At 71.2% G+C, this 13,033-nt stretch carries 8 protein-coding genes and 2 pseudogenes; 7 read left to right on the top strand and 3 right to left on the bottom strand.

Annotation, left to right across the window (positions count from 1 at the left end; genetic code table 11):
* Positions 1-8 precede the first annotated feature (8 nt).
* From ACFY60_RS27930 to ACFY60_RS27920, 3 genes and pseudogenes are all read right to left on the bottom strand, one after another.
* Positions 9-3,446 carry an RHS repeat-associated core domain-containing protein gene (locus ACFY60_RS27930; RefSeq protein ID WP_388616312.1) on the bottom strand — a complete coding sequence of 1,146 codons (3,438 nt, stop codon included), beginning with the start codon at positions 3,444-3,446 and terminating at the stop codon, positions 9-11.
* A gap of 403 nt (positions 3,447-3,849) precedes the next feature.
* Positions 3,850-4,418 (bottom strand): annotated as a pseudogene (locus ACFY60_RS27925) (snapalysin family zinc-dependent metalloprotease).
* Positions 4,419-4,601: 183 nt separating this feature from the next.
* A pseudogene (locus tag ACFY60_RS27920) lies at positions 4,602-4,827 on the bottom strand (trypsin-like serine protease); the annotation flags it as partial.
* 636 nt (positions 4,828-5,463) lie between these two features.
* On the opposite strand from ACFY60_RS27920, the gene ACFY60_RS27915 reads away from it, so the two are divergent.
* From ACFY60_RS27915 to ACFY60_RS27885, 7 genes are all read left to right on the top strand, one after another.
* Positions 5,464-6,399 carry a TauD/TfdA dioxygenase family protein gene (locus ACFY60_RS27915; protein ID WP_388616309.1) on the top strand — a complete coding sequence of 312 codons (936 nt, stop codon included), beginning with the start codon at positions 5,464-5,466 and terminating at the stop codon, positions 6,397-6,399.
* Between the two features lie 20 nt (positions 6,400-6,419).
* The gene (ssuE, locus tag ACFY60_RS27910; RefSeq protein WP_388616306.1) at positions 6,420-6,977 is read left to right on the top strand and encodes an NADPH-dependent FMN reductase; all 558 of its coding nucleotides are present in this window, start codon (positions 6,420-6,422) and stop codon (positions 6,975-6,977) included.
* A gap of 24 nt (positions 6,978-7,001) precedes the next feature.
* Positions 7,002-8,039 (top strand): ABC transporter substrate-binding protein, encoded by a 1,038-nt coding sequence (locus tag ACFY60_RS27905; RefSeq protein ID WP_388616304.1) that lies wholly within the window; start codon positions 7,002-7,004, stop codon positions 8,037-8,039.
* A 5-nt stretch (positions 8,040-8,044) separates the two neighbouring features.
* The gene (locus ACFY60_RS27900; protein ID WP_388616301.1) at positions 8,045-8,869 is read left to right on the top strand and encodes an ABC transporter ATP-binding protein; all 825 of its coding nucleotides are present in this window, start codon (positions 8,045-8,047) and stop codon (positions 8,867-8,869) included.
* Positions 8,866-9,834, top strand: a complete 969-nt coding sequence (locus ACFY60_RS27895; RefSeq protein WP_388616298.1) for an ABC transporter permease — start codon at positions 8,866-8,868, stop codon at positions 9,832-9,834. The genes ACFY60_RS27900 and ACFY60_RS27895 overlap by 4 nt, the downstream gene beginning before the upstream one ends.
* An 88-nt stretch (positions 9,835-9,922) precedes the next feature.
* Positions 9,923-11,254, top strand: a complete 1,332-nt coding sequence (locus tag ACFY60_RS27890) for an LLM class flavin-dependent oxidoreductase (protein ID WP_388616295.1) — start codon at positions 9,923-9,925, stop codon at positions 11,252-11,254.
* A gap of 387 nt (positions 11,255-11,641) precedes the next feature.
* Positions 11,642-12,901, top strand: coding sequence for an extracellular solute-binding protein (locus tag ACFY60_RS27885; protein ID WP_388616499.1), 1,260 nt, complete (start codon positions 11,642-11,644; stop codon positions 12,899-12,901).
* Positions 12,902-13,033 lie beyond the last annotated feature (132 nt).

Here is a 13,033-nt window from a genome sequence, read left to right as displayed (position 1 = left end):
TTCGGTGCCTAGTTCAGGACGCTGGTCGCGGCCTTCTCGCCCAGTTCGCCAGCCCCGTATCCGACGGCGAAGCAGGTGGCGCCGACAGCCAGTCCGCCCACGCCTGCGGTGGGTGCGCTGGCAGCGACGGCGGCCGCGCCGCACCCGGCTTCGGCGGCGGCACCCGCCGCCAGGCCGACCCCGGTGGCCAGGGCGTCCTTGTAGTTGCCCTCGGACACGTCCTTGGCCATGCTGCCGATGTCGTACATGTCGAAGCCCTTGCCGACCGCGTCGAAGAAGGCCAGCCCGGACGGGTCGATGCGGTTGACGGGGTCGCCTTCGGCGTAGAGGTAGGGGTTCTTCTCCTGGCCGGAGGGGTCGGTGCTGGTGAAGCGGCCGATGTTGGGGTCGTAGTAGCGGGCGGCGAAGTGGTAGAGGCCGGTGGCGTCGTGGTAGCCGCCGGCGAACTGGTAGGGCTGGGGGACCTGTTCGGCGGTCCCGGCGCGCTGGACACCGCGGGGGCTGTAGGAGTACGAGTTGACCTTCGTGCCGGCCTCGTCGGCGAGCGCCACGACCGAACCGAGCGCGTCGGTGAGGTAGTAGTAGGACTTGCCGCCGGTCGTCATGGAGTTCAGGGTGCCCCCGGGTTCGCGGTTGAACCCCATGTCGACTCCGCCGAGGCTCTTCGCGGAGAGGCCGAGCGGCCCGTTGTGGAAGAACGTGTCGCCGAGCTTGATCCGCTCACTCTGGTCCGTCGAGCCGTACTGGCCGGTGTAGGTCTTGCCGCCCACGGTGATCGACGTCATCTGGGAGTAGTCGGACCAGGTCTCGCCGGTGCGGGTGCCCTCGGGGGTGGAGGCGCCGGCGGTCTCGTTGCCGACCTTGTCGTACGACCAGTTCGTGGCGACGCCGTTCTTCGCGGTGATCTGCTGGGCGTCGTTGACCGTGTAGGTGGTGCCGCGGGGGCAACCGGGGTCGACGCCCTGGGAGGTGAGGTTGCCGGCCAGGTCGTAGCAGTACTGCCAGGACGAGTTGAGGGTGGTGCCCTTCTCCTCCTTCGCGTAGGAGAACCGGCCCGCGCCGTCGTAGGTGTACGTCGTCCTCATCCCCGCGACCGCGTCCGTGCGGGTGCGGATCTTCCCGCCGTCCTTGAGGGGGGTGGTGGTGCTGGCGTCGTGGTCGTAGCCGTAGGTGTAGGCGAGGTCGACCAGCGTGCCCTTGGGCGATGTCGTCCGGATCCGCTCCGGACGGCTCGACTTGTCGAGCGTGACCTCCTGGGCGGTCCCGCCCGGGTACGTGGTCTTCGTGCGCGTGTCGTTGTTGTCGTACGTGTACGTGGTGACCTTGCCGGTCGGGTCCTTGAGCTGCGTGAGCTTGTTGACCGCGTTCCAGGTGTAGTCGGTCAGGCCGGCCGGGTCCTCGTACGTGTCCACGTTGCCGGCCGGGGTGTAGGTCAGACGGGTCTGCGAACCGTTCTGCAGGGTCCGGACGGTCTCACGCGACAGCGGGTCGAAGGCATAGGCGGTGACACCCGTGCCGTCCGAGCGCAGCGTGAGGTTCCCGTCTCCGTCGTAGGAGTAGCTGACCGTGGCGTAGCCGGAGGTGTCGACCTTCACGATCCGGTCGCGGTGGTCATAGGTGTAGAGGGTCGTGACCCCCCGGCCGTCCTTGGAGGAGGCGGGCCGCCCCAGGTCGTCGTAGGTGTACGTCGTCACGCCGAGCGGGGCCGGGGGAGTGACCTTGATCAGGTTGCCCTTGGCGTCGTACGTGAAGGACGTGGAGACCGACTTGGTCGAGGACATCTTCGTCGTGACCTTGCAGCGCTGGCCCTCGAAGCCGCCGCAGGTCGGCGTGGCGGGGTTGTAGTCGAAGGACTGGGTTCCGCCGCCTGTGCCGGTCACGGCGACCGACTTGGTGTTGCCCGCCGTGTCGTACGTGTAGTCCGTCTTCTCCCCGTCGACGGTGGTCATCGAGCCGGGCAGGTCCGCGCCCGAGAGCGTCTGATAACCGGCCACGGCGGCAGTGGCTCCGGTGGGCAGCTTCGCCGAGGTGAGGTTGTTGCGGGTGTCCCAGCCGTACGTGGTCACATTGCCACCGGTGCCGCCGACGCCCATCGCGTCCGTCGCGGTCTGCACGTTGTTGTTCCCGTCGAAGGTCTTCGAACGGGAGTGGCCGAGTGCGTCGGTCACCTTGGTGACCTTGCCCTCGCCGTCGTGCTCGTACTTCGTGGCGTGCTGCTCGGGGTCGGTGACGGTCGTCGTCCCCGCGTCCCAGGGATAGACGCCGGTGTAGGCGTAGGTGTAGGTGGGGCCGGTGTGTCCGGAGGCGCCGGTCTGGGTCGCCCGCAGCATGGAGACGACCCGGTTCTCGGAGTCGTAGGCGAAGACCGTCACCCGCCCTTCCGGGGTCGTGACCTTGGTGATCCTTCCATCGGCGTCGAAGGCGTAAGAGGTGGTCTTGCCTTCGGTGTCCGTGGTGCGCGAGAGGTTGCCGCCGGCGTCGAGGTCGAAGACGGCGGTGCGGCCGGTGTGGTCCTTGGCCTGCCACTGGTTCGGGTACGTCTTGAGCAGGTCGATCCAGCGGCCCGAGCGCGTCTCGGTCAGCTTGAAGCCCTTGTGCTCGCCGGTCTCGTCGTGCTGGTCGACCGTGATCGTGCCCTTGTTGCGGTCGGTCACCTTCGTCAGCGTCCCGTTCGCGTCATAGGTGTCCTTCACACCCGACTTGCGATGGGTGAGTGTGTAGGTGCCGTCGGCGTTCTCCTTCAGGTCCTTCGAGTAACCCTTGGGCGTGGTGAGGGTGCCGTCGGCGTTCTTGGTGAAGGACAGCGAGTCACCCGTCGCGTCGTAGAGGACGACCGAGTTCGTGAAGACGTGCAGGTAGCGTTCGTACTCCTGCCACCAGCGGTCCGACACCTTGCCGTAGGGCCCCTGGAGAGAGTTGTACGTACGGGCCAGGCGCAACTTCTGGCCGACGCCCGCCACTTCGAAGTCGGTCGCGGCCAGCATGAGGTTGCCGTTGGACAGGTTGATCCGCGCGACGAGGGAATCGGTGATGCGGAAGTCCGAGATCTGGTGCCAGGGAATCGAGCCCTGTCCCTCGGGCACCCAGACCAGGGTTCCGGTCTCGTCGGCCGTGCGGTTGGCCGAGACCCGGCCCCCGTTCGACGGGACGCCGCCGGTGCGGACGCGTTCTTCCTGTGCCGCCCGCCAGGCCGCCTCTTCCTTCGACGGCGCCGCCTCGGGCTTGCCGGGCAGGGGCTTGGTCGATCCCACCTTGACCGGCGGGATCTCCAGAGGCGCCGTCTTCTTGCCCCAGACCGAGCCGGCGCCCGGACCGGGCGCGGGTGAGGCGGCGAGCGCCGGCAGCGCGGATGCGCCCAGCGCGAGAGCCGCGACCGCCGCGATCAGTGAGTGTCTTGCCGATATCCGGGCACGCCGAGAAGGCGTGCCGGAAGCACGCGAAGTCATGCACTTCCCCCCACGAGAAGAGATGTCACAGCAGCCCCATCGGCCGCTGGAGCCGCACACGCTGCCACAGCGGCGCTCCGACCGGCCGGGGCCTGCCCCCCATCCCCTCGCACACACGGGCGAGAACAGGTCAAATCCGCGGCCGACCTTTCCCCCTCAAACCATGCCGCAGGGCAACACTTGCCATGGCGCAAGGCACCTCTCGTGAGAGGCAAGCTGACCGGAAACCGTTTTCCGCGAAAGTGGCTGGATCGCTTCCCGTTCCCCGATCAGCCGGCCTCGACGTCTCCGGGGGAAGAACCACCCCACCGGCTCTGCCTGTACGCGGCGGGTCGGGTGAGCTGGAAGCCACTGCACCCGGGCGGTGGACCTCACGGCCTGGTGAGCAAGGCGGGCGGTACGGTCAGGGCGCGTCCACCAGGACGCGGACCGCGGCCGGGGTGCGCGCCATGGTGGCGGGTGCGTACGCGTTGTCGAACCGGAAACCTTCGGCCGCGTCACGGCGCCTCGTACCGGCGCTGGAGCCCGACATCAGCTGCGAGCAGGGGCCGGGATCGGTGTCCGGCAGGCCCAAGTCGTGGCCGAGCTCGTGGGCGACGATGCGGGTCTCGTCGTAGCCCTGGGCGACGGCCTGACTGCCGAGTCCGCCCCGGACCTGGCCACCCGGCCGGACCGGTCCGAGCGTGGCCTGCGGCCAGCCGGTGGTGGCCACGATCACGATCTACGCCCGGGCGCCCGGGGCGGCCTCGACCAGCTTGACGTTGCCGACGCTGCCGTTCCACCCGGCGACCCCGGCCGAGATCACCCGCTCCCAGCCCCCGCCCGGCTGTCGTCGTAGCGGAGTGTGACCTGCGCGGCCGCACGCCGCGCCGTGGTGGGCTCGGCCGCTGACACGGCGTGCGCCGCCGGGACCGCCGTCAACGGCACCGCCGTCCCGGTGTCGGCCATACCCAGCCGTACGTACTGCTTCATTACTGCCCTTCATGTGTCGGGACCGGGCCCGGCGGGGCCGAGAATGCGGAGGCAGGAGGGGCGGGGCCAGGGCGACGCCGCGGTGGGGGCCGGTGGCGCGGGAGTTCATCGGGGGACGCCGGACCGCCCTGGGCGCGCCGGCGGCGCATCCCCTCCTGCGGGGGCGCCGGGGCAGCTGGAGGAGGCCACGGACTGGATCCAGCTCGTGTACGCGGCGGTGGCCGTGTACTGCGAAGCGGACTGACGGTCGCTGGTGGAGGCGACACCGACCACGGCGCCGCCGGCCATCGCGGGTCCCCCGGAGTCGCCGCCGGCCGCGACACCGTCGACGCCCTGCGGACCGAGCGCGCGCGGTACCGCCGTAGTAGTCCGTGGTCGGGCCGGTCACGCGCATGGTGGCGGTCTTCAGGACCGGGACTGGCAGGTGGGTGAAGGTCCCGTGGTCCCGGGCGTCGCCGACGGTCCTGTGGTCCCCGGACGGGGCCGGTTTCAGTCCGCCGCCGGCGCGGACGGTCGGGGCGCGCCGTCGGTGGCGTCCCGGTCGAGCGCTGCGCACGAGGCCCGTTCGGGAGGGGGACGTGCGGCGGGACCCGGAGCGTGGCGGCGGCATTGCGGGGCCATGAAATCCAGCCACCCGTTCCGGCCACCGCGGGTCAGGTGATGGGGACGCGAGGAACGGCGAAAGGCCAGGTCGCCGGGGGTGTGCGGGGGGACTGCCCGGGTGCGGGGCCGGGAGGGGGCGGGGGTTGACCGGGGGTGGGGCCACTGACACGCTCCGGGGCATGTCCGCGAACGCATGTCTCGTCCCGCGGCTCCACACCCCCGGCCCCTGTACCGCGCCGGGCGCGTGTCCGGGCCGCCGCCAGGCCTGAGCACGGCCTGATCGCTCGTCCCGACCGCCGGGGCCGCGCCTGACAGGGCGCCGTGCCCGAGGCAGCGCTGCCGCATCCGCCGCACGGGACCACCTCCGCGCCGCGTTTCCTTCCCCACCCGTCCGCCCGCGTACCGCGGCGGGTGGTTCATCCGTAGCCCCCAGGGAGCTTCCATGGCCACCGCTACCACCGCCCTGCCCACCGTCACCAGGATCGGGGGCCGCATCGGCGCCGAGATCGGCGGCGTCCGCCTCGGCGGCGACCTCCCCCCGGAGACCGTCGCCGCGGTCCGGGCCGCGCTGCTCGCCCACAAGGTCGTCTTCCTCCGCGACCAGGGCCACCTCGACGAGGCCGCGCACGAGGCCTTCGCCCGGCTGCTCGGCACGCCCGTCGCCCACCCCACCGTCCCCTCCGCGGACGGGCGTTACGCGCTCGGCATCGACTCCCACCACGGTGCCCGCGCCAACCAGTGGCACACCGACGTCACCTTCGTCCCCGCCTACCCCGCCTTCTCCATCCTCCGCGCCGTCACCGTCCCCCCGTACGGCGGGAACACCCTCTGGGCCAACACGGCCACCGCCTACGCCGGGCTTCCCGAGCCCCTGCGCGCCCTCGCCGACAGCCTGCGCGCGCTCCACTCGAACGAGTACGACTACGCCGCCGTCCGACCCGACGCGCTGCCCGAAGCACTGGCGCAGTACCGCGAGGTGTTCACCTCCACCTCGTTCCTCACCGAGCACCCGGTGGTCCGGGTACACCCCGAGACCGGGGAACGCTCCCTGCTGCTCGGCAACTTCGTGCAGCGCATCGCCGGGCTCACCGGCCGCGACTCGCGCGCCCTGCTGGACCTCTTCCAGGCACACATCGAACGCCCCGAGAACACCGTGCGCTGGCAGTGGCGGGCCGGTGACGTCGCGATCTGGGACAACCGCGCCACCCAGCACTACGGCGTGGACGACTCCGATGAGCACGAGCGCACCCTGCGCCGCGTGACGGTCGACGGGGACGTTCCCGTCGGGCCCGACGGGACGCCGTCCCGGCTGATCAGCCCCGAGACCGTTCCGGCCCCTGCCTTCGGCATCGCCTCCGGAGCCTCGACCACCGTCTGACCCTCCCGCAAGGAGCCCCCGTGCCCAGCCTGCTCGCCGTCACCGGCAGCCCCTCCGCCCACTCCCGTACCGCCGTCGTCTCCGACCACGTGCTGCGCCGCCTGGCGCACTCCGGTTTCGAGACCGCCCACCTCTCCGTACGCGACCTGCCCGCCGCCGATCTGCTCTCCGCACGCCGCGACGAGCCGGCCGTCCGCCGGGCGCTCGAAGCCGTCGCCGAGGCCGACGGCCTGGTCATCGCGACCCCCGTCTACAAGGCCTCGTACACCGGCCTGCTCAAGGCCTTCCTCGACCTGCTCCCGCAGGACGGGCTGGCCGGGAAGACGATCCTGCCCCTGGCCACCGGCGGCAGCCTCGCCCACGTCCTGACCATCGACTACGCCCTGCGCCCCGTCCTCGCCGCGCTCGGCGCCCGGCACGTCACGGCGGGCCGGTTCGTCCTCGACTCCTCCGTCGAGCGCGGCAGCGGCCCCGACCGGCTGCGCCCCGAGGCGGAACTGAACCTCTACCAGGCCGTCGACGAGTTCGCCGCCGCCCTGCGCCCCGCCCCCGCCGCAGCGCTCACCGCCACCCCGTAACCCCCGTACCGACAAGGAACCGTCATGGCCGCAGCCCTCACCTCGACCCCCACCTCCCGTCGCCACTTCCTCACCCTGCTCGGCATCTCGGCGGCCGCGGTGAGCTGCGGCACGGCCACCGCCGGCGGCGGATCGGGCACCGGCCCGCAGATCAAGACCCTGAAGTACCAGGGAGCGGTCGGCGCGGTCACCCTCCCCGAACTCGCCGCGGATCTCGGGTACTTCGGCGACGTCCGGCTCGAATGGGTCGGCAACACCACCAGCGGCCCGCAGGACATCCAGTCCGCCGCCACCGGTCAGACGCACTTCGGCAGTGCCTTCAACGGCGCGGTCATCAAGCTCGCCGCGGGCAACGCCCCCATCAAGGCCGTCATCTCGTCCTACGGCTCCGACCGGCAGTCCTACGCCGGTTACTACGTCCTGGAGGACAGCCCGATCCGCTCGGCCCGCGACCTGATCGGCAAGAAGGTCGGGATGAACACCCTGGGCGCGCACTACCAGGCGCTGCTGGACCTCTACCTGAGCCGCAACGGCCTCTCCGAGGCCGACGCGGAGAAGGTCGAGCCCCTCGTGGTGCCGCCGGTCAACACCGAGCAGGCCCTCCGCCAGAAGCAGATCGAGGTCGGCGTGCTCACCGGGATCCTGCGCGACAAGGCCGTCGCCGGCGGCGGCATCCGCCCGCTGTTCACGGACGTCGAGCTCCTCGGGCCGTTCAGCGCGGGCACGTACATCATGACCGAGCGCTTCATCAAGCAGAACCCGGACACCGTACGGACCTTCACGACCGGCGTGGCCAAGGCCATCGAGTGGTCCCGCACCACCCCGCGCGACGAGGTTGTCGCGCGCATGACGGAGATCGTCGAGAAGCGCGGCCGCAACGAGGACACCGCCGCCCTGCGGTACTGGCGCTCCTACGGGATCGCCGAGACGGGGGGCCGGATACCCGACAAGGAGTTCCAGCTCTGGCTCGACTGGCTCGGTGAACGGGGCGAGATCGAGAAGGGGCGGTTCAAGCCGTCCGACCTCTACACCAACGAGTTCAACGGTTACGGAAAGGGCTGACCAGCATGGCGAAGATCGTGTTCGAGGCGGTGACGAAGGTCTTCCCGGCGAAGGGGAGGAGGAGCAAAGAGGAGTTCACCGCACTCGACGGCATCGACCTGGAGATCCCGGCCGGGGAGTTCATGGTCGTGGTGGGCCCCAGCGGCTGCGGAAAGTCCACCCTCCTGGACCTCCTCGGTGGCCTGTCCCGGCCGACGTCCGGCCGGATCCTGCTCGACGGCGAGCCGGTCACCGGGCCCGGACTGGACCGGGGCATCGTCTTCCAGCAGTACGCGCTGCTGCCCTGGCGGACGGCGCTCGGAAACGTCGAGTTCGGCCTGGAGGCGACCGGCGTACCGAGACGTCAACGAAGCGACCGGGCACGGGAGTTCCTGGAGCTGGTCGGCCTCGCCGGATTCGAGGACCGGCACCCGCACGAGCTCTCCGGCGGCATGCGCCAGCGCGTCGCGATCGCCCGCTCCCTGGCGTACGACCCGGACGTCCTGCTGATGGACGAGCCGTTCGCCGCGCTCGACGCCCAGACCAGGGAGTCCCTCCAGGACGAGCTGCGCCGCATCTGGCAGCGCACGGGCAAGACGGTCGTCTTCATCACGCACGGCATCGAGGAGGCGGTCTACCTCGGCCAGAAGGTGGCCGTCATGACCTCCCGCCCCGGGCGCGTCAAGGAGGTCGTCCCCCTCTCTTTCGGGGAGGCCCGCACCGCCGGACTCCAGGGCGAGGACCTGCGATCCAGCCCCGAGTTCGCCCGCTATCGCCACGAGATCTGGACCCTGCTCCACGACGAGGTGGCGCGCGCTCAGCGACTGGAGAAGGAGGAGGCCACCGTATGACCACCGACACCACCACGCTCGTGAGCACCCCAGGCACCGACGTCCTGGGCCGGCCCGAGGAGGACGTGCGTACGTCGGCCGCGCCCGCGGTCCCGGCCGCCGGCCGGGATGCCGCCGGCCCGGCGGCCGGCGACCCGGGCCCGGCCTCTCCCTCGGCCTCGGCTCCGGCGCCGGCCCCGGTGGCCCGGCGGCTCGGCAGGGCACTGGCGCGGGGACTGAAGGCCGTCGGACTGCGCTCGGCCGCCCTGCTCGCCCTGCTCATCGTGTGGGAGGCCGCACCCCGGATCGGCCTGGTCGACGCCACCTTCCTGCCGCCCGTCAGCATGGTCGGCGAGGCCTGGTGGGAGCTGCTGGGCAACGGCCAGCTCCTCCAGCACACGTCGGCCAGCCTGACCCGCTCCTTCGGCGGCTTCGGGATCGCCGTGGCCGTCGCCGTCCCGCTCGGCCTGCTCATCGGCTGGTACCGGCCCGTCGCCGCGGTCCTCGGCCCGCTCCTCGAAGTGTTCCGGAACACCGCCGCCCTCGCCCTGCTGCCGGTCTTCGTGCTGCTCCTCGGCATCGGGGAGACCTCGAAGGTCTCCATCGTCGTCTACGCCTGCGTGTGGCCGATCCTGCTGAACACCATCAGCGCCGTCGGCAACGCCGACCCCACCCTGGTCAAGCTGGGACGCTCGATGAACCTGTCGACCCCGAGGCTCTTCCAGAAGGTGATCCTCCCGGCCTCGGTGCCGGCCGTCTTCACCGGCATCCGGCTCGCCGGGGCCGTGTCCATCCTCGTCCTCGTGGCCGCCGAGATGATCGGCGCCAAGGCGGGCCTCGGCTACCTGATCAACGCCTCGCAGTTCAACTTCGCGATCCCGCAGATGTACGCGGGGATCGTCACGATCTCCGCCGTCGGCGTGGCCTTCAACCAGTTGCTGGTCGCGATCGAACGCCGTCTCAGCCTCTGGCGCGTCCCGGCCTGAGCCGCCCGCCGCACCGCGCCGTGCGGCGCCCGCCGGACAACCACGCCCCGGCGGCCGCCGTCCCGCCCCCGAAACCCCAGGACCGGACATGACCGCATCCCGCACCCTCCACCTCAACGCGTTCCTCATGAACGCCGGGCACCACGACGCCGCCTGGCGCCACCCCGACAGCAGTCCCGAACGCACCACCGACGTGCGGTACTTCCAGGATCTGGCCCGCACCGCCGAGCGCGGAAAGCTCGACTCGATCTTCTTCGCCGACGGGGTCGCGCTCTGGGGCAAGGCCCGCCACAACGCCCTCGGCGGCTTCGAGCCGCTCACCCTGCTCTCCGCGATCGCCACCGTCACCGAGCACATCGGACTGATCGCCACCGTCTCCACCACCTTCAACGAGCCCTACAACCTGGCCCGGAAGTTCGCTTCCCTCGACCACATCAGCGGCGGTCGCGCCGGCTGGAACATCGTCACCTCCGGCACCGTCGACGAGGCCCGCAACTTCAACCGCGACGAGCACCTGGAGCACGCCCGCCGCTACGAACGGGCCCGCGAGTTCCTCGACGTCGCCACCAAGCTCTGGGACAGCTGGGAGGACGACGCGATCGTCCTCGACAAGGAGCGCGGCATCTACGCCGACACCGACAGGCTCCACCCCGCCGCCCACCGCGGGGAGCACTTCTCAGTCGCGGGGCCGCTCAACGTACCGCGCTCCCCGCAGGGGTACCCGCTGCTCGTGCAGGCCGGATCCTCCGAGGACGGCAAGGAGTTCGCCGCCCGGTACGCCGAGGCCGTCTTCACCGCCCAGCAGACGCTCGCCGACGGCCAGACCTTCTACAAGGACCTCAAGTCCCGGCTCGCCCGGTACGGCCGGGCCGAGAGCGACCTGCTCGTCCTGCCCGGCATCGCCCCCGTCATCGGGTCCACCGAGGCCGAGGCGAAGGCCCTCGAACAGCAGCTCACCGACCTCCAGGTCCCCGAGTACGGCCTCGCCCAGCTCTCCGGCATGCTGAACGTGGACCTCACCGGCCTGCCCCTGGACGGCCCGCTGCCCGACCTCCCCGAGGAGCGGGACGTCAACGGCAACAAGAGCCGCTTCACCCTCGTCGCCGAGCTCGCCCGCCGCGACGGGCTCAGCCTGCGCGAGCTGATCGCCCGCCTCGGCGCCGGCCGCGGTCACCGCACCTACGCCGGCACCCCCGAGCAGATCGCCGACCAGCTGGAGGAGTGGTTCACGCAGGGGGCCGCCGACGGCTTCAACATCATGGCCCCCGTCCTGCCCACCGGCCTGACCGACTTCGTCGACCACGTCGTGCCGATCCTCCAGCGCCGTGGCCTCTTCCGCACCGAGTACACCGCCCGCACTCTCCGCGAGAACTACGGCCTGCCGCGTCCGGTCAACCGCTACGCGCGGGACGGCGTATAGCCGAGCCGGGAGGGACCGGTCCGTCACGCACGTCATGGGTCGATCCGGCCCTCGCCTGCCCCGTCGCGCGTCAGCCCGGCGGGGCACAGTGCTGCGAAGTGGCTGGTGCGGCCCGGCTCGAGGTCGGCGGTGCGGACGGCGTCGCGGGCGCCGATCACGGGCCGGTCAATGCTCCGTACAGGAGGCGCCTTGGACAGGGTGGAAGGTTCTACGCGCGTCGCGCTCGGCGTCGGCATATCGGAAACCACCAGTGCCGTTGGCCCCGGTTGGAGCAACGGCCACACCTGTCCCGCGGAGGCCGCAACACGCCCCGAGCCGGGAGAGAATCCGGGCGCACCTCCCCAAAGGCAAGAGGAAACACCTGTGCGACCAACAATCTTCGGCACCATGGCCTCCGCGGCCGCACTCGGACTGCTGGGCTCCCTCGTCACCGGCTGCGGCACATCCGGCGGCGAGGGCGAGGGGACGACGCTGCGCCTGGTGGCGGCCGAGTACGGCAGCGGCCCCTCGAACAGTTCCAAGGCGTACTGGGACAAGCTGACCGCCGCCTTCACCGCCGCCCACCCCGGCACGAAGGTCGAGGTCACCCTCCACCCGTGGGCCCATGTCGACCGCGAGGTCACGCGCATGGTCGAGGAGGGGAACGCCCCGGACGTGGCCCTGATGGGCGCGTACTCCGACTTCGCCGCGGAAGGCCGGCTCTACGCCGCCAGCGAGCTGCTGTCGGTCAGGGCGGAGTCGAACTTCCTGCCACCGCTCGCCGACGCGGGCTCGGTCCGCCACACCCTCTACGGCCTGCCCTTCGTCGCCAGCAGCCGGCTGCTCTTCTACAACGAGGAGCTGTTCGACAAGGCCGGCGCGAAGCCCCCGAAGACCTGGTCGGACCTCAAGGACGCGGCCGAGGCGCTGAAGGAGGCGGGCGTCACGTACCCGTACGCCCTGCCGCTCGGCCCCGAGGAGGCGCACGCCGAGGCCCTGATCTGGGAACTCAGCAACGGCGGCGGGTACGTCGACGGCAACGGCGACTACAGCCTCGCGTCCGAGCAGAACACCCGGACGTTCCGCTGGATCAGGGACAACCTGGTCGCCCCCGGCCTCACCGGCCCCGTCCCGCCGGCCGCGCTCGACCGGCAGGACGCCTTCTCCGCCTTCCTGCGCGGCGAGGTCGGCATGGTCAACGGCTACCCCTCCCTCCTCCACGAGGCGAGGGCGAAGGGCATCAAGGTCGGCACCCTCAGCATGCCCGTGTCGGACACCCTTGCCGAAGGCGAGGTCCCGCCGTCCGTGGGCGTCGCCGACTGGATGATGGCCTTCAAGCGCGAGGGCAACCGCGAACCGGCGGGGAAGTTCCTGGAGTTCGTCTACGAGGACAATCACCTCAACGAATTCGCCAGCCGCTACCACCTGCTGCCCTCGACGCTGACCGCGACCCGGACCTCCAAGGACGCGGCGGCCGACCCCAGCCGCCAGCAGTTCCTGAAGGCCCTGCGCGGCGCCCGGCTCTACCCGGTCAACGAACCGTCCTGGCTGCAGGTCAGCAACATCATCAAGCGGAACATCGGCAAGGCCGTCGCGCCGTCCGCCGACCCGAAGGCCGTCCTCGCGGACATCGCCCGGCAGGCCCGGGAGCCGGCGCGGAAGGAGTAGCGCGGTGCTGCCCGCGCCTGGTGGCGAGCCCGTGGCAGTCCTGATCGCCACGGCTCCGGCGCCCCGCGTGTGGCCCACGGCAGCCGCCCCGTCGCTGCCGCCACCTTCGTCCTGATCGCCGTGTTCGCCGTC

The organism is Streptomyces sp. NPDC012827 (assembly GCF_042900905.1).
Lineage (GTDB): Bacteria > Actinomycetota > Actinomycetes > Streptomycetales > Streptomycetaceae > Streptomyces > Streptomyces gulbargensis.
This window is presented reverse-complemented; position numbering and strand designations above follow the sequence as displayed.

Coding starts and splice junctions, on each gene's coding strand:
- ACFY60_RS27930 (WP_388616312.1), bottom strand. CDS start 3,446: ATGACTTCGCGTGCTTCCGGCACGCCTTCTCGGCGTGCCCGGATATCG.
- ACFY60_RS27915 (WP_388616309.1), top strand. CDS start 5,464: ATGGCCACCGCTACCACCGCCCTGCCCACCGTCACCAGGATCGGGGGC.
- ACFY60_RS27905 (WP_388616304.1), top strand. CDS start 7,002: ATGGCCGCAGCCCTCACCTCGACCCCCACCTCCCGTCGCCACTTCCTC.
- ACFY60_RS27900 (WP_388616301.1), top strand. CDS start 8,045: ATGGCGAAGATCGTGTTCGAGGCGGTGACGAAGGTCTTCCCGGCGAAG.
- ACFY60_RS27895 (WP_388616298.1), top strand. CDS start 8,866: ATGACCACCGACACCACCACGCTCGTGAGCACCCCAGGCACCGACGTC.
- ACFY60_RS27890 (WP_388616295.1), top strand. CDS start 9,923: ATGACCGCATCCCGCACCCTCCACCTCAACGCGTTCCTCATGAACGCC.
- ACFY60_RS27885 (WP_388616499.1), top strand. CDS start 11,642: ATGGCCTCCGCGGCCGCACTCGGACTGCTGGGCTCCCTCGTCACCGGC.